General features: G+C 63.7%; 16 protein-coding genes and 2 pseudogenes. 9 read left to right on the top strand and 9 right to left on the bottom strand.

The window, feature by feature from the left end; all coding sequences use genetic code 11:
- Positions 1-88: 88 nt before the first annotated feature.
- The 3 genes from OOZ51_RS13745 to OOZ51_RS13755 all read right to left on the bottom strand — a co-directional run bounded on the left by OOZ51_RS13745 (position 89) and on the right by OOZ51_RS13755 (position 2,369).
- Positions 89-1,120, bottom strand: a complete 1,032-nt coding sequence (locus tag OOZ51_RS13745) for an aldo/keto reductase (RefSeq protein ID WP_265980242.1) — start codon at positions 1,118-1,120, stop codon at positions 89-91.
- 8 nt (positions 1,121-1,128) lie between these two features.
- Positions 1,129-2,001, bottom strand: a complete 873-nt coding sequence (locus tag OOZ51_RS13750) for an NAD-dependent epimerase/dehydratase family protein (RefSeq protein ID WP_265980243.1) — start codon at positions 1,999-2,001, stop codon at positions 1,129-1,131.
- A 146-nt stretch (positions 2,002-2,147) separates the two neighbouring features.
- Positions 2,148-2,369 carry a hypothetical protein gene (locus OOZ51_RS13755; protein ID WP_265980244.1) on the bottom strand — a complete coding sequence of 74 codons (222 nt, stop codon included), beginning with the start codon at positions 2,367-2,369 and terminating at the stop codon, positions 2,148-2,150.
- Positions 2,370-2,611: 242 nt separating this feature from the next.
- On the opposite strand from OOZ51_RS13755, the gene OOZ51_RS13760 reads away from it, so the two are divergent.
- Entirely contained in the window at positions 2,612-3,532 is a 921-nt protein-coding gene (locus OOZ51_RS13760; protein WP_265980245.1) for a helix-turn-helix transcriptional regulator, read from the top strand.
- 109 nt (positions 3,533-3,641) lie between these two features.
- Positions 3,642-4,205: pseudogene (locus OOZ51_RS13765) on the top strand (aldo/keto reductase); the annotation flags it as partial.
- A 501-nt stretch (positions 4,206-4,706) separates the two neighbouring features.
- Here OOZ51_RS13765 and OOZ51_RS13770 read toward each other — a convergent pair.
- Positions 4,707-5,096, bottom strand: a complete 390-nt coding sequence (locus tag OOZ51_RS13770) for a carboxypeptidase-like regulatory domain-containing protein (RefSeq protein WP_265980246.1) — start codon at positions 5,094-5,096, stop codon at positions 4,707-4,709.
- Positions 5,097-5,287: 191 nt separating this feature from the next.
- On the opposite strand from OOZ51_RS13770, the gene OOZ51_RS13775 reads away from it, so the two are divergent.
- Positions 5,288-6,361, top strand: coding sequence for a DNA polymerase IV (locus OOZ51_RS13775; RefSeq protein WP_489667153.1), 1,074 nt, complete (start codon positions 5,288-5,290; stop codon positions 6,359-6,361).
- Between the two features lie 43 nt (positions 6,362-6,404).
- Here OOZ51_RS13775 and OOZ51_RS13780 read toward each other — a convergent pair whose 3' ends face one another.
- Positions 6,405-7,307 carry a MurR/RpiR family transcriptional regulator gene (locus tag OOZ51_RS13780; protein ID WP_265980247.1) on the bottom strand — a complete coding sequence of 301 codons (903 nt, stop codon included), beginning with the start codon at positions 7,305-7,307 and terminating at the stop codon, positions 6,405-6,407.
- A gap of 148 nt (positions 7,308-7,455) precedes the next feature.
- Here OOZ51_RS13780 and OOZ51_RS13785 point away from each other — a divergent pair, with 148 nt between their 5' ends.
- The 6 genes from OOZ51_RS13785 (at position 7,456) to OOZ51_RS13810 (ending at position 14,237) form a co-directional block, all read left to right on the top strand.
- Entirely contained in the window at positions 7,456-8,829 is a 1,374-nt protein-coding gene (locus tag OOZ51_RS13785; RefSeq protein WP_265980249.1) for an MFS transporter, read from the top strand.
- Positions 8,822-9,295, top strand: a complete 474-nt coding sequence (locus tag OOZ51_RS13790) for a GAF domain-containing protein (RefSeq protein WP_265980250.1) — start codon at positions 8,822-8,824, stop codon at positions 9,293-9,295. The genes OOZ51_RS13785 and OOZ51_RS13790 overlap by 8 nt, the downstream gene beginning before the upstream one ends.
- On the top strand, positions 9,292-10,509 hold the full coding sequence (locus tag OOZ51_RS13795) for a metal-dependent hydrolase family protein (protein ID WP_265980251.1): 1,218 nt from the start codon (positions 9,292-9,294) through the stop codon (positions 10,507-10,509). Before OOZ51_RS13790 ends, OOZ51_RS13795 begins: the two co-directional genes overlap by 4 nt.
- A 705-nt stretch (positions 10,510-11,214) precedes the next feature.
- Entirely contained in the window at positions 11,215-11,832 is a 618-nt protein-coding gene (locus OOZ51_RS13800; protein ID WP_265980252.1) for a hypothetical protein, read from the top strand.
- Positions 11,833-12,097: 265 nt separating this feature from the next.
- Entirely contained in the window at positions 12,098-12,652 is a 555-nt protein-coding gene (locus OOZ51_RS13805; RefSeq protein WP_265980253.1) for a hypothetical protein, read from the top strand.
- A 364-nt stretch (positions 12,653-13,016) separates the two neighbouring features.
- Entirely contained in the window at positions 13,017-14,237 is a 1,221-nt protein-coding gene (locus OOZ51_RS13810) for a UPF0158 family protein (protein WP_265980254.1), read from the top strand.
- A 63-nt stretch (positions 14,238-14,300) separates the two neighbouring features.
- Here the strand turns inward: OOZ51_RS13810 and OOZ51_RS13815 are convergent.
- From OOZ51_RS13815 to OOZ51_RS13830, 4 genes and pseudogenes are all read right to left on the bottom strand, one after another.
- Positions 14,301-14,621: pseudogene (locus OOZ51_RS13815) on the bottom strand (Tn3 family transposase); the annotation flags it as partial.
- Positions 14,513-14,899 (bottom strand): hypothetical protein, encoded by a 387-nt coding sequence (locus OOZ51_RS13820; RefSeq protein ID WP_265980255.1) that lies wholly within the window; start codon positions 14,897-14,899, stop codon positions 14,513-14,515. The pseudogene OOZ51_RS13815 and the gene OOZ51_RS13820, both read right to left, overlap by 109 nt.
- A gap of 103 nt (positions 14,900-15,002) precedes the next feature.
- Positions 15,003-15,239 (bottom strand): hypothetical protein, encoded by a 237-nt coding sequence (locus OOZ51_RS13825; protein WP_265980256.1) that lies wholly within the window; start codon positions 15,237-15,239, stop codon positions 15,003-15,005.
- Between the two features lie 43 nt (positions 15,240-15,282).
- Positions 15,283-16,086 (bottom strand): DUF4158 domain-containing protein, encoded by an 804-nt coding sequence (locus OOZ51_RS13830; protein ID WP_265980258.1) that lies wholly within the window; start codon positions 16,084-16,086, stop codon positions 15,283-15,285.
- Positions 16,087-16,119 lie beyond the last annotated feature (33 nt).

Raw genomic sequence — 16,119 nt, forward strand, 5'->3', positions numbered from 1 at the left:
TCAACCCTTGCACCTTCCCCTAAGGGAAAAGTCAAGGGGGCAGTCAACCGCGGCGCGGCGGGCCAAACACGCGGCCCGCCGCCGGGGGCTACCGGCCGCCTTCGATCTTCCGGCTGCGCTGGCTCTGGGCCATCGGACCGTATGGATAGACGCCCACCCGGGGCTGGCTGGCCTGGGTGAGACGCCCGGTTTCCTCGGGGCTGAGTTCCAGGTCCGCAGCGGCAAGGTTGTCCGCCAACTGCTCCGTCGTGCGAGCACCGAGGATCACGGAGGTCACGGCAGGCCGGTCCACCAACCAAGCCAAGGCCACCTGGGAAGCACTGACGCCATGGTCCGCGGCGACCTTTTCCACCGTTCCGATGATGTCCCAGGTGCGCGGGTCCTCGTTCCGGGCCTGCCACGCCTCCATGCCGCGTTTCGGGTTCTCGCCCAGGCGGGTGGCGCCGACGGGCGGTTCATCGCGCTTGTACTTACCGGAGAGCCAACCGCCGCCCAAGGGAGACCACGGCAGCAGCCCGATGCCGGCATCCAGCGAAGCCGGAACGATCTCCGATTCGATCTCACGGACCAGCAGGCTGTACTGCGGCTGCAGGGTCACCGGGGCGCTCCAGCCAAAGGCCTTAGCCACGTGGACGGCCTTGGTCAACTGCCACCCGAGGAAGTTGGAGAAGCCGTAGTAGGCGATCTTGCCGCTACTGACGGAGTCGTGCAGGAAACGCAGCGTCTCCTCCAATGGCGTTATCGGGTCCCACGCGTGCATTTGGTAGAGGTCAATCTGCTCCACGCCCAGGCGCCGCAACGAATCATCCAACGCTCTGGTGAGGTGGCGGCGCGAGGTGCCGACGTCGTTCGGCGCCGCACCCATGGGGAAGCGGCCCTTGGTGGCCAGCACCACCCGTTCCCGCGCATCGGGCCGTTCGGCCAGCCAGCGGCCGATGATCTCCTCCGATGCCCCGGCGCTGTAAACGTCGGCGGTGTCAATGAAGTTGCCGCCGGCTGCAACGTAGCTGTCCAGGATGGCGCGGGACGTTTCCTCGGTGGCTTCGGCCCCGAACGTCATGGTTCCCAGCGCGTAGTTCGAAACCACGGCGCCGCTGTTGCCCAAAGTGCGATACTGCATGATGTTCCTCAGTCCTCGGTGGGGGTAGTGCGGTTGGGATGGTAGGTGCGCCAGGTGTGCTCGGGCGCGAACCCCAGCAACCGCCTGGCCTTGTCGATGGAGAGCATGGTCTCGTGCTCCCCCAGTTCCTTGATCACTTTCACGTCCGGGAACACCTCTGCGGCCAGGCTGGCGCTGGACCGGCTCATGACCGTGTCCGCGTTGGCGATGATAAACGCTTCAAACCCCGGCTTGCCGTTCTCAAGGGCCCGGGCCACAGCCTGCGCGCCGTCCCGGCCATCGATGTATCCCCACAGGTTCCACTTACGCAGCATGGCGTTCGAGTCGAAGGACGGAAACCGCTCGTAATCCTCCACGCCCATGACGTTGGAAAACCGCAGCCCCACAATGCTCAGCTCAGGGTCCCAGCGCGTCAGCTCGATAGCCATCTGTTCCTCAAGATGCTTCACCAACGAATACGTGCTTTCCGGCCGGGCCGGATATTCCTCATCCACCGGAATATAGGGAGGATCGACGTCGAACGGCAGGCCCAGTACCGTCTCACTCGAGGCATAGACAACCTTCTTGATGCCAGCCCGGCGGGCCGCCTGGAACACGTTGTACGTGGAGAGCATGTTGTTCTCAAACGTCGCGGCGTCCGGGACGATCCCCGGTGCGGGAATGGCACCCAGATGAACGACGGCGTCGAAGCCACTGTGCCGGTCATCCAGCCCCAAGAACACATCCAACACCTGACCGTAGTCGCGCAAGTCCACGATCGCCAGGCCGGGGTTTCGCGCACCCGCGCGGTCCAGGTTCAACACCTCGTGCCCGTCCTCCGTGAGCCGGCGCACCACGTGTCGGCCCAGCTTTCCGCTTCCTCCGGTCACTGCAATTCTCATCGTTACTCCCTCGGTATAGCTCGGTGGTTCCGACCGGATGCCTGGTCGAGCCTCTTTGGGCCAAACCATTGGTTTGCTTGATCCGTGCCGGTGATATCAATCCACAGTAGGTCCTGGTCCAGCCCTGCCGCGTGGCCCTCTCAGTCCTAGGACAGCTCCGGACTGCCCTGGTGTTTGGCGAAGTGAGGTTCAATGGCCCATGCCGCCTGGTGTAGAAGACGGGCCAGCAACGCCCGCAGGCGGACCAGCCGTCTGCGGGCGCCTCCCGCGGGTCGTGGAGCGATAACTGGAGCATTTGGCAATGCGCTGAGTGCTTCGTGGTTGATGGACTTGATGACTGCGCAAGCCATCATTAGTGAAAAATCCATGGTTCTCTTCTGTCGTTGAGTTTTAGTCTGCACCGAAACGGCCCCCAAGCATTCTTCGGGCAGCGGTCTGCGGGGGTTTCGGAGCGACTCATCCGGAAATCGGTTTCGTCGAGCCCCTGCAAACCCACGGTATGCGGCGAGGGGAACCATGTCAGCAGCTGTGCCGCTCCCTGGTTTTCCTAGGACTGAGCGACCTACCTTCGCTATGGAAAGCCTGAGTCCGGCGGCGCAGAATTGAAGGCATGGGTCAGAGTGCAGAGTTCGGAAAATTCCTGAAGGCGATGCGGTCACGGATGACCCCGGAACAGGCCGGGATCAGCGCCGGTGCCGGTGCACGCCGCGTCCCGGGGCTGCGCCGTGAAGAGATCGCCCGGCTGGCTGATGTGAGCACGGACTACTACACAAGGTTGGAGCAAGGGCGCAACATCCACCCCTCCCGATCGGTGCTTGACTCGGTGGCGCGGGCGCTGAACCTTGATCCGGGCGAGCATGCCCACATGATGGACCTTTTGGAGAATTGTGCGATGTCCCAGCGTCCGCCCGTTTCCGGGCAGCGGGTACGGCCGGCCCTGCACCAACTTCTCGACGCCGTAGGCAATGTGCCCGCTCTTATCCTCGGTCGACGCGCTGATGTTCTGGCCGGTAACCGTCTCGCCTTCCTCCTCCTTGCCGATTTCCCCACGATGCCGGCAACGGAACGGAACCTGACCCGGTGGATCATGCTGGATCCGCTCGCACAATCACTGTTCCGAGATTGGAAGACCGTAGCATCCAATGCGGTGGGATCCCTTCGCGTGGACATTGGGCGTCACCCCAACGACGCGCAGGCGAGTCTACTCGTCGGCGAACTCGCGGTGTCCAGCGAGCACTTCCGCAAGTGGTGGGCAGGGCACCGGGTGGCAAAGGCATCGGCGGGAACTGTACGGCTCCACCACCCCGTCGTCGGGGACTTGGAACTCAATGTTGAAGACCTGGTACTGCCCGACGATCCAGATCAGATGCTGAGGGTGTATTCCGCCCCACCGGGGTCGTCGTCGGCGGATTCACTCGCGCTGCTTGGCAGCTTCGGCGCCGGAACCGGCACCCCTGAGGCTGCACAAGCATCCGAAGAAAGGGGCGGGTCCGACGCCACCAGGACCCCTGGTTCCCGAACCTCCCCCTGAACAGACGCTTGCACAACGCTTGCAATTTCGTGAGGCTGCGACGTCACCGACAGCCGTAATTACCAAGAACTTGACCGTTTCAGATAGCTAGCCAAGGGAAACTAGATTGATGAACTACGCCCCCACGCAAGACCGTTATGATTCCATGCCATACCGAAGGGTCGGGCGAAGCGGTCTGAAACTTCCGGCGGTCTCACTGGGCCTCTGGCATAACTTCGGCGACGACAAGCCTTTTGAGACACAACGGGCAATCCTTCGCCGCGCTTTTGACCTCGGCGTCACACACTTCGATCTCGCCAACAACTACGGTCCGCCCAGCGGCAGTGCCGAAACGAATTTTGGCCGGCACCTGAGAGACGACTTCAAGCCGTACCGAGACGAGCTCGTCATCTCGACCAAAGCGGGATACCACATGTGGCCCGGCCCATATGGGGAATGGGGGTCCAGGAAATACCTGCTCTCGAGCCTGGACCAGTCTCTTGAACGCATGGGCCTGGACTATGTGGATATCTTCTACAGCCACCGTCCGGACCCGAATACGCCGCTCGAGGAAACCATGGGAGCGCTCGACACAGCGGTCCGCTCCGGCAGGGCGCTGTACGCGGGCATTTCCTCATACTCTCCCGAAAAGACACTCGAGGCAGTTGCCATCCTTCGGGACCTTGGAAGTCCGTGTTCGGCGGACTCCAACTGCTCAGTTTCGCGGACGCAATGAGCAACTACGCCGACTGCCTGACGCGCCTGTTCGACGAGCTGGACTGACCAGCGATTTTCCAGGGACAGATCGCACTCCAATGCCTCGGAATCGAAACTGGGGCCGTGCCCGCCGGAGCCGTGCTCCGGCACCGGCGCTCCCGCACCGACGCCGGATTGACCCACGTCAGGCCGTGCGCGGCGGACCGCTGAGCACGGTGGGGACGTACTCGAGCAGCTGGATGCGACCGTCGGGTGCTCAAGGCACGGGGCCTACCATCAGGTGCGCTGTCGACGCCCGTGGCGGCGATGTTAGCCCTGGAGCGATCAGGGATTCAAGGGACCGGGCCGACCCAAGGAAGGGCCGCCGTCGAGCGCTTGCCTTCTCGCGGCGCACGCCAAAGGTCTGAGAACCCGCGGGCGATGTGGTCACAGCCGTCGACATCGAGGCGGAGCGCTGGGCGACGTGACAGCGGCTTGCTTAGCGAATCCCGCTGTCAACAACCAGCGCGATGTGAACGGGGGTTTGCGAGATGACTACTTGCTCGCTGACCGTCGAAGCGTAACCGCCCACGTTGCTCGCTTTGATGACGTAGAGACCGTCAGGCAGCGTGAGGCTGAAGGCACCCGTGCTGTCGGTCAGTGTTGAGCCCCGCACAATTTCCCGATCCAAGGCAACAACCGCGGCCCCTGACAGTGGGCGCGGCGGACACTCCTGACCAACACGTTCCACAGGACACACCGGGGCGGTCAGGACGGAGCCGGTAACTACCCCGGAATGCCCAGTAATCGAACCGCTTTGACCGGCGCACCCGCACAGCCACGTGACCGCGGCCAACAAGGCCAAGCCGAACCGTTTCACTTCACTCACCAACATTCCAGCACAACTGGATGTTTCCTTGCCGCCCGTCGGCTCGCGGCGGCGGACCCATGTCTTGGACCGGCCAACGTGTCCGCCAGAAGGCTCAACGAATAGTACACAACACCGAGTATCCACCTTGCCGGGCCACCGGGAGCCCCAGAACCGATACGTGCCCGGGATATCTAGGGCAGACTGGTGGCGTGAGCGGAATCCGGTGGGTGCTGCACGTCGATCTCGACCAGTTCATCGCGGCTGTCGAAGTGCTCCGGCGGCCGGAGCTTGCGGGCAAGCCGATCATTGTGGGCGGTCGGGGCGACCCCACGGAAAGAGCTGTGGTGTCGACCGCATCCTACGAAGCGCGGGCGTTCGGCGTGGGTTCAGGAATGCCCTTACGTATCGCGGCCAGGAAAGTGCCCGACGCCGTGATCCTGCCCGTCGATCACGAGGCTTACCTCGCGGCGTCTGAAACGGTGATGGCTACTCTGCGCGCGCAGCCCGGCGCCACCGTGCAGGTGCTGGGTTGGGATGAAGCCTTTGTGGGCATTGAGACTGAGAATCCGGAAGCGTACGCCCGGCAGGTGCAGGCTGCTGTTCTGGAGCGAACGCAGCTGCATTGCAGCGTGGGCATCGGCGACACCTTGGTCCGGGCCAAGGTCGCCACCGGTTTCGGCAAGCCGGCCGGCATCTTCCGTCTCACTGCCGGGAACTGGCTCGACATCATGGGCAGCCGGCCCACCAAGGACCTGTGGGGCGTCGGAACCCGGGTGTCGGCCCGGCTGGCCAAGCTCGGCATCAACACAGTCGCCGAGCTCGCTGCGGCCGACCCCCAAGACCTGGTCCCGGAGTTCGGCCCCAGGATGGGTCCGTGGTATGCGCAGCTCGGACGCGGGGACGGCGCCAGCGTTGTGGACGACACCCCGTGGATTGCCCGCGGGCACAGCCGGGAGACCACCTTCCAGCGGGACCTGACCGAGCCAGCCCAGGTGGACGACGCCGTGAGGGAGCTGACAGCGCGCGTGCTCGAGGATGTTGTGGCCGAAGGACGGCCCGTGGTTGGGCTGACCCTCAAGGTTCGGTACGCGCCGTTCTTGACCACGACCCACGCGAGGAAGATTCCCGAGACATTCGACCGTAACGAAATCCTTGCGCGGGCCTTGGACCTCGCGGCCGGAATCGAAGCGGGCCGTCCGATCCGGCTCCTGGGCCTGCGTGCCGAAATGGCAATGCCCGACGATGCCAGAATGGGACATACGCCGACGCGCGGAGGTTGGTGACGGCGTCGCTGTCGGCTCGCCCGGCCCGGACGGTGGACGCATCTTAGAACTGCGGCGGGATGCTGGGTATGGAGCGGTGGAGCATCTTGAATGCCCGCCACGAGGCTTCCATTTCGATCAGGCTCTGACGAGTGCGTTCGGGATCAAGCCTGGCCAGGGTTGCGACGATTCCCTGCTGGACGGCCATGGCCGTCGCCAACGAAGGGAAGAAGGACGTGCCTTCCGCCGGGACGAGGATGACTTCGTCGGCGCATTCTTCGAGTGCCGGCGGGAGGCTGTCCGTCATGACTACGATCTTCGTTCCCCGTGCATGGGCTTCCACGGCGGCGGTCACGGCAACGTCATAGATCCGCCAATAGGAACACACGATGAGCACATCCTCAGGCCCCATCTGCACCACGGTGTTGGCCATGGTCGCCGGGACATCGAGCAGTCCCCGGGCCGGGTATCCGGCGATTTGGATGTTGTGGTTAAGGGCGTGCCCGACCGCGGCGAAGCTGCCCTGTGCGGTGACATAGATGCTTTCCGCGGCGGCCAGCATTCGCACGACCCGTTCAATTTGATGCTCGTCGACGTTCCGCAGGGCGGCGGAAATTGAATCCGCGTCCCAGCGGAGCGATGCCTGAAACGGTGAATCAGAGCTCTTGTGTGCTCGGTGGACCTCCATGACCGAAAGATTCGCCATGTACCTGACGCGCAGCTCCCGTTGGAGATCCGGCCAGCCTTTGTAGCCGAGGCGCTGGGCCAGCCTGGTGACACTTGAGACGCTCGTCCGCGCTTCTTCGGCCAGCTCAGAGGCCGTCATGTAGCTTGCCGTGTCAGTCCGGGCCAGGATATTGCCAAGCACCAGGTTGCCGGCCCGGCTGAGCTTTTGCTTCGAGGACAACCGCCTGAGCCACGTGCCGACGGAATCCGGATCGGTGTCCCCGTAAATTGTGTCTGACATCCCACTCCCGACGCTTGCATCCATAGATGGAATCGACGCTACAGCAAGTTTTTGAGAACTTATTTGCAGAATTTCGTTGACTGCAAGAATCTTTGCACATACCGTGTGCATACCTTGTAAGCACCGTTGTATCGGCACAGGAGTAACAGTGACCCTATCGGCCCGTCTCGACAGACTTCCCCTCAGCCGCCCGCATTATCTTCTTTTGCTCATCGGAGGATTGGGCTACACATTCGATGGAATGGATGGCGCCGTAGTCGCGTTCCTCATGCCGACTATCAAAACCGCCTTCGCCTTGGACAACAGCCAACTTGGCCTCGTGGCATCAGCGTCTCCCTTCGGCTTCCTGTTCGGCGCCATCATCGCCGGTTATCTGGGCGACAGGATTGGCCGCAAGAAGGTCATGATGTACTCCCTCATTGTCTACGCAGTGGCATCACTCGTTGCGGCGCTGGCCGGGAACTTCGAAATTTTCCTGATCGCCAGGATCGTCACGGGCCTTGGCGGCGGCGCGGAAAGCGCGATCATCGCCCCCTTCCTGTCCGAATTCGTTCCGAGTCACCGCCGAGGATGGTTCATCGGGGCTCTGGCCGGGTTCTTCTCGTTCGGCTTCGTGGCCGCTGCCCTGATCGGACGGTTTGTAGTCCCGCTCCCGGAAGGCTGGCGCTGGGCGCAGGTCATCACCTTCTTGCCCATCGTCATGGTGCTCTGGTGGAGAAGAAGCGTCCCTGAGTCTCCCCGCTTCCTGATCAACACCGGCGAAATACTGCGCGCCGAGCACATCGTGGAATCCTTCGAACAAAAAGTCCGTGCCGCGACCCGCGCGGAGCTACCGCCCGTGGAGGAGTCCAGAATCCTGGAACTCGAACCGGAAAAATACTCCATGCGCAAGGCCCTGGCCTACTTGTGGGGACCGAAAATGTGGCGGACCACCGCAGTCACTTGGCTCATTTGGTTCGTCATCACGTTCTCGTACTACGGCTTCTTCTCCTGGATCCCGACCCTGCTCGTGGCCAAGGGCCTCACTGTCACCAAGAGCTTCGACTTTTCACTCTTCATCTATCTGGCCCAGATCCCCGGCTACTTCAGCGCCGCGTGGCTGAGTGAACGGCTGGACCGCAAGCACACGATTGCCATCTACATGGTCGGCTCGGCAATCAGCGCCTTCTGGCTCAGTCAAATGGCCGATCCGGCAATGATCACAATGGCCGGAGTGTTCCTCTCCTTTTTCCTCAACGGCACGTACGCGGGAGTGTACGCCTACACGCCGGAAGTCTTTCCGACCTGGCTGCGGGCAACCGGCGTGGGCCTGAGTTCTTCCTTCGGCCGCGTCGGATCCATCACGGCACCACTGATCATCGGCGTCTTCGCCGCCCAGTGGGGCTTCGCCGGAGTCTTCGGTATGACGACAGCCGTCCTGGCCGCAGGCGTGATCTGCACCCTTCTCTTCGCCGTCCGGACCGCGGGGCGCTCGCTGGAGGAAATCACCGTCACGGAAGTCCTGGAACCCCAGCGTGGATAGGACATCCAAGGGGTCCGGTCAGCTCAAGTCCCTCGGGGAGATCGGAGCCGAGGTAAACGCCACAGTAGGCGCCCTGCTCTTCACAATATTGGGCTTCACTGATGACGGCCGGACCATGGTCCGCCTGTATTCATCCACACCTGCGGCATACCCTGTGGGCGGCAGGAAAGACATGGCCAAGGACGTGTCCCCGGCGTGGGCCGCGATCTTCGTCGGCGGACACACGCCCTATTTCGGCAGGACCAAAGAGGACGTCCGGCAGATTTTCGGCGATCACGAACTGATAGACAGCCTTGGCTGCGGTTCGGTCATCAACGTCCCTGTCACCGACGAAGGAATTCTCATCGGCGCGCTGAACCTACTGAACCCGGAAGGGCTCTACGCCGACACCGACGTCCTCACAGCCGCGGACATCGCCGCCAGGTCCCAAAACGCCATTCGAACAGCACTTCAGGAGATGACATGAGCAGCGATCTGAGCATTACCAACGCACACTACCTCGACGTGGCCGCGGGCATCTACAGGGACGGCGACATCCAGGTCGCCAACGGGATCATCACAGGAATCGGCAAGAGCCAGGCCCCCCAGACCGGACCCACGTACGACGCTAAGGGAAAATTCGTCCTGCCGGGACTGATCGATTGCCACGTCCATCTGACGGCCATAACGGCGGATGTCTCGGCGATGGCCACATGGTCGCCTGCCTACGTCGCCTTCGGCGCGGCGAAGGTGATGGGTGCCATGCTGGACCGCGGATTCACCACGGTCCGTGACGCGGCCGGGGCCGACTATGGCTACCACGATGCCCAGGCCTCCGGCATGGTCCGTGGCCCGAAGGTATTTTTCGCTGGCAAGGCCCTCACCCAGACCGGCGGCCACGCAGACAGCCGGCAGCGGGGCCAGGATAATCACGAACATGGCTATTGCCGTGCGAGCATCGGACGCATAGCCGACGGCGTCGACGCCGTACGCCAGGCGGCCCGTGACGAGCTCCGAAAGGGTGCTCATCACATCAAGATCATGGCGGGCGGCGGGGTCGCGTCCCCCACCGACCGGATCGATTCCACCCAATACTCCGTGGGAGAGCTCCGTGCCGCCGTCGAAGAAGCAGAAGCGGCAAACAGGTACGTCGCAGCCCACGCCTACACCGGCCGGTCCATCAACCGGGCGCTGAAGGCCGGCGTCCGGGGTATCGAACACGGGAACCTGCTCGACGAGGAGTCAATTGAACTCTTCAACCAATACGACGCTTTCCTCACCATGAACCTGGTGACCTACTGGTCGCTCCAGGAAGAAGGCCGGGAATTCGGGCTCAGCCAGACCAACTGGGAAAAGGTCGACTCTGTACTCAACGGAGGCCTGGAGGCACTCCGCCGGGCCTACGAAGGCGGCGTCAACCTGACCTTCGGCACTGACCTGCTCGGCGGAATGCACCGGCACCAGGCCAAAGAATTCGAGATCCGCGCGAAGATCATCCCCGTCATCGACGTCATTCGGAGCGCCACCACAACCGCCGCGAAACTCCTGCAACGCGAGGGCGAACTGGGCGTCATCGCACCCGGAGCAGCCGGCGACTTCATCATCACCGACCAAGATCCCCTGAACGACGTCAGCATCCTCTCAGAGTCCCGACTCGCGGCTGTCATCCAGGACGGACGCGTCGTGTCGCTGCCTGATTAAGCCTGCATCCACCGACCCCGCGGCCGGTTCACACACCTAGTCGTATTGCCAGACATATCGGTTCCTTCGGAAAATGGGGCCAATTCTTAGGAAGGACGGCAACAGGGACGGTTCCGCTATTCCATCATCCGGGGTCCGAGGAAGATCGGTACGGAAATTCACGCTAAGCGGTCATGCCGCGTCCTAAAGCTGCAGCAACCACCATAAGAATCACGGACGGGGTACGTGCAGCAACGCACGACGAGAATATCCCTTGGATTGCTGTGTGGTTCCACGGGCTCCCGCACAAATAGTTATTCGAGCTCGTGACGGGGATACTCCCAGCGGCTACAAAGACCGCGATGCTGGCAACGACAATTGTGATCAGCCACGGTGGACGAACTTCATGGGAGGAACGATACATCAGGGGAGGCAGAGTACGGTTCTATCCTGATCGGTGGTGTTGACACCTAGACGCAACCACGGACAAGGTGCCCGGTGAAGGATCCTTGAGCGGGACGGCACTAGGCCCGTTGACCGGTTGAGGCCGGTGGTGCAGGCTGTAATGACATCAACGGGAAGGGGCTTTGATGAAGTATCCGCGCACCTCGGCCGCCGCCGCGGCGCTTCTCGGGTTCGCCCTTGTCGGGTGCCCGGGGACAGTGGACGACTTCGTCGTGGCACTCAACAGGTCGTCACCGTCGCCTCACTGATGAGGGTGGGATCATGCGCTACTCACGCCAGCTGGCACTTATCGGACTCATCGCCGCCACGTGCGGAGCCATTACCTCCTGCGGCGAGCCCGCGCAGACTCAGCCTCGGGCGGACCCCGCCATACCGGCCCCGATGAGCTCCGCCTTACCCGACTTCTCGAAGCAAGGTCCTGCGAATCACGCGGCCTCTGTGGTGGCTAACAGCATGGCGCCGAGCCTCAAGAACGAAGCCAACTTCGTCGGACTGCGGATCACGGCGGAGGGCCTTGAGGTGATCCTGTCAGGGCCGCCCACGAAGGCCGAGGATGCGCTCCTGAATTCAACGAAGGCGACGACGCCTGCCATTCTTGGCACCAGCCACGCCGATCCATCGATCGTTGTGCCCATCTATGTCCGAACGGTTCCGAATTCCTTGAGCGTGCTTCTAGACCTCACGCAACGGCTCGCGGCGGATGCACCGTCGTGGGCCGCGCGGGGCATTACGTTCAGCTCCTTCGGGCCGGACGTCGTGCAGGACGTAGTCGTGTTGCACCTGCAGATGTATACACCAGCCGCTGCTGAAGAGCTCGAGAAGGCGTACGGTCCACTTCTTGTCGTTTCGACCGAGAGCCAGACCGTGAGCCCCGCCTAGTAGAGGTCCGCCGGTTGCCATGGGGCCCGAACGTCTGGATGGCGAGCATGCTCAGGGTCACCTGTGTACCCCCGGAGCGCCCGGTAATGGATCCCTCACCGAACAATAGCGCGTGGCACGGTGACCGGTGGCCCATCAGGTCGCCTTGGCAGAACGCATTCGCGATAGGCAAAGGGCCTGCATGGCGGGGCGCTGCGCGGCAGCGGCCAGGGCTCTTGCGGCGGCGGCGGGCGGCGACGATAATCGGGTCTCTCGGAGGTGCATCGTGTCGTCAGTCTCATCCTCGAAGCCAGCGGCCTTTGCTGCGGCGTGCGCTGTCACCCTCGCGGCCTGCGCCAGCCCGCCGAACCTGCCAGCTCCGGGACCCAGCCCGAGCTCGGCGCCGCCGTCCGGATCGATCGTGTATCCGCCGCTGCCATCGGAGGGCGCTACCATCACCGTGCAGCTCAACACCCATGGCCTGATCCCAGCTGTCAGCAGCACGGTCACCGCTGGGGTCTGCGAGCGTGCCGTCGGGCCCGTCGCCGTCGTGGTCATCAACCCCGACATACCAACCCCTCGATGCCAAACGGTGGCGGGGTCCCAGGGCCTTGAAATCGTCAACCGAACGGGCGACTTCGGCTCCACGGGCAGGACCGCAACTATCCGCTGGGACCCCTACCCGACCGTCTCGCTCGAGCCGGGACAGGCGGCGATGTTCTCCGGCCAATTCGGCGCGTACCTTGCGCCCGGCGACCACCTGGTCTCAATCTCGGTTTACGCCGGAGGCGGGGCGGAGATCTACCTCCGCGACGCGACACAAACGACCGGGCCACCTTAGGCCGTGACCACCGATCGGCGACCGCAGATCAGAGCCCGCCTTCCAGGAAGGCCTGATCCACCCGGGACCAGGCCCGTGCCCCCACACCTTTCCACGAACGGCGGCCGGAGCCGGCCGGCGGCATGCGTCGCTGCAAGCCTAATCGTGTCCGGGAACGGATGATCAAACGGGACAGCAGCGAGGCCCGCTAGAGCCGGATCGCAGGCACATCATGCATTCAAGCCCGAGCATGAGTTTTCGCTCATCATTGTCGCGGAACACGGCCCTCCTGCGCGGGTTCTGGCACGCGGGCAGTGCCGTAACGCGACTACGGCACCGCCGCGGCGCGTGCCATTCTTGGGGTATGGCACGAACTTGGTTATCGGTGACGGTGGAACTGCTCGGCGGTCGTGGTGAGGAGTTGTGGCCGTGGCCGGGGCGTATCTTCGCGGTCGGACCGTCGCACACCTTCATGGATCTCGCCAATGCAATAAACGATGCCTTCGCCCGGTGGGACCGCTCGCACCTGTCAATGTTCACCCTGGCCGACGGCCGGGTCATCACCGACGAAGAGACGGGAGCCGAGATGGCCGCATCGATCGGTGGCCCGGTCATAGCACCAATTGACATCGATGTAGTCAAGGTCGTGCGGACGCTGGAGCCGGGGGCTGAGTTTCAGTTCACGTTCGACCTCGGTGACGCCTGGATGCACCGGTGTGTGGTCGGGGAGGAGAAGGTCGACCCGCTGGAGGTATTAGGTATCCGCCCTGATGCCCCCCTGCCGTACTGGGGCTGGGGCAGCATCCCGGACCAGTACGGGCGCCGGTGGGCTAGCGACGACGGGGAGGGCCGGGCGCCGGCGAAACCGGGCAGGCCACACCCGATGCTGCTGCATGCGTGGCCCGCACAGGTGCAGGTGCCAAGGCTCGACCTGCCCGAGCTGCGTGAAGCCATCGCTGCTGCAGATGTCGCCCGCTTCCTCGAGGCGGTGACAGGGCGCGACATCGATGACACTCTGCAACAGGTGGGGGCAGGCATACCGATGGCGCTGGAGCAGACACGCCAGGAAACCGAGCCGGTGGCACTGTCGGTCATTAACCGGCTGACGTGGCGCGGCGGCGATGGTGACCGGCTGCTGGCCGAGGACCTGCTGGCCGGTCTGCGCCGCGTGCCACTGACAGGCAGAGTGGTGCCCGTAGACCTGGACATGCTCAGCATGGTGTTGGAAGGGGATCCGGACCTGTCGACCGGTGGCTACCTCGACCTGCGCACCGGGCAGGTGTACGACGAGGCCGCCACTGACCCGATGATGGTCGGGGAGGAGTCTGCCATCGATGTGGAGAAGGAGCCGGACCGGTGGCTTCGGTTCCACCGCACGGGTGCGGGGAACGGCTGGCGGGACATGGCGGCTTTCGCCGGGCGGCAGCACGATGAGGCCCTCCGGGAGCGGCTGGAGCGGGCGATCGAGGGTAAAGGTGCCTTCTTCCGGTTCCGCGACATCGTCCACGGCGAGAACCTTAGCGAACAGTGGTACGCCTTCTCCACCGACCGGCAGATGGGCCGTGCCCGCCAGTTCCTCGCTGACAATGGCATCCGCGTAGGCTGACGATCTGGGCCCGGTCAGCGCCGGCGCAAGACCCGTGGCGCCCGCCGCACACCGTTTTCCGGGTCAGGCCTCTCGGTCTTCGTCGGGGTTCCGAAAGGGCCGAAGCCCGGTGCCGGCGGGGCCTGCGGTGAAAGTGTAGCGGCCCAGCATGTTGACGTGTTCTGAGGCCAGCGAGGTAAGGCGTCGCACGTCTTCATCGGCAACACTGGAGCCACGGTCGCGGAGCTCGGTGAGAGCGGCGTCCACGTACCGGGTGTTCCACAGGATGATTGCGTTTAGGACCAGGCCCAGGGCTCCGAGCTGGTCTTCCTGGCCTTCCCGGTAAGGCTGCCGTATCTGTCCCCTCCTGCCGCGGAAAATGAGTCCGGCCAGGGCGTGCCGGGCTCCAGGGGCGCGAGATGAACCTTGCCGTCATCGCCAATCCGCACCGCAGGATTATCCGCCAGTTGATCGGCCGCCGCCCGGTAGTGGGCGTCCAGGCTCTCGCGGACACCGTCGAGGTGTGCCGCGGGATCTTCAGGCAGCTGGAGTGCTCTCAAGGTCTCGTTCTTGGTCGCATGCCATGCCTGGTCGGTCAGCAGCCGTGCCCTGGGGTCTTCCCAACGGCGCCCGTCGAGAACGAAAATGTCCCTGCGTCGCAGCGCCTTATGGACGGCGTCCATTACCGCTACCGTGTAGGCCCTGCGATCGATCTCTTCCGAGGCGTTGATGAGGCGTTTCCAAACGGGTGACAGAACGGACAGATCAACTTGGCCCGGATCGGTTTTACGGCCGTCCAAAAACGTCCGGCAACGCTGCCAGCGCCGCCAATGTCGGGGTCCCGCCTGCCGTGGCCCCAAAAGGTGCCGCCGATGCCAAGGCCGGCAGGAAGGAACGCACCGTTGTGAACCGGCGCACCATCTCGGCCGCGGTATCGCCCTCGCTGCCGGCAGGATTCACCAATTCAGTCACCACATCGACCGCAGCGCGCAACTCGGGCAACGAAATCTGCTCGGCAAGCATGGATGCGGCCTCTGCACCGGAAAATTCCGCATTGCCCAGGACCTCAACCAGAGTTTCCGAGGCCTTGGTCAGCTACAGCAACGCCCGCGACAAGCGGGGCAGGGACTTCAACCGGGCGGTCGCGTATCATTTCCACGTCAACGGTCCCCGCGCCCAGCGCCCGCAGGCGTGCCAACCGGTCCAGCTGCCGCAGCAGCTCCGGCACCGACACCCTGGAGGTCAGCCTCGAGCCGTCCTCGACGCGAAGCAGGCCCTCCAACTCCTGGATCAGGGAGGGCCCGGCCGCGTCAATCAGCACCGCATAGAGTCGGTCATTCGCGCCGGCACGGACCTCTGAAACCAGGCGCGTCAATGTGGAGACGCCCGGGAGAAGGACCTTCCGCTCGCGCAGCCAGACCGCCGCCCGTTCAAACAAGCGCACCGGGCCCTCCGACGACGTCCACGCCCGGGCCGACAAGAACAGCTTCAGCTCCTCGTTCCTCGCCGGATCGGCGAAGTCCACGTACCCGTACACGGCACAGATCTCCGCAGCATGCTCGTAACCGGTCTGTTCCCGCTGCGCGTATAGCTTCAGAACGGAGGCATCCGCAATGCCCAGCTGTCCGGCCAAGGACTCGACCACCGGCCAGGGCACAACCAACGGATCCGTCAGGAACCGGCCCACGACCCACGCCGTAGCCAGCTGCACAGCGAATCCCAGACGGTTGTGCATCCCCCGGCGGCGGCCGGCTACCGACAGATCGGCGTCGTCCAACCAACAAAAGCGTTCCAGGTCCTCCAGCGACATCTCATCAGGAAATCGGCCGAACCCGGCGGCCTGCTCATCACTTAGAAAATCGACCGCCATGGCACCAATTCAACAACCACCGAATCCCTTGCC

The sequence above is a fragment of the Arthrobacter rhizophilus genome (assembly GCF_026241105.1).
Taxonomy (GTDB): domain Bacteria; phylum Actinomycetota; class Actinomycetes; order Actinomycetales; family Micrococcaceae; genus Arthrobacter.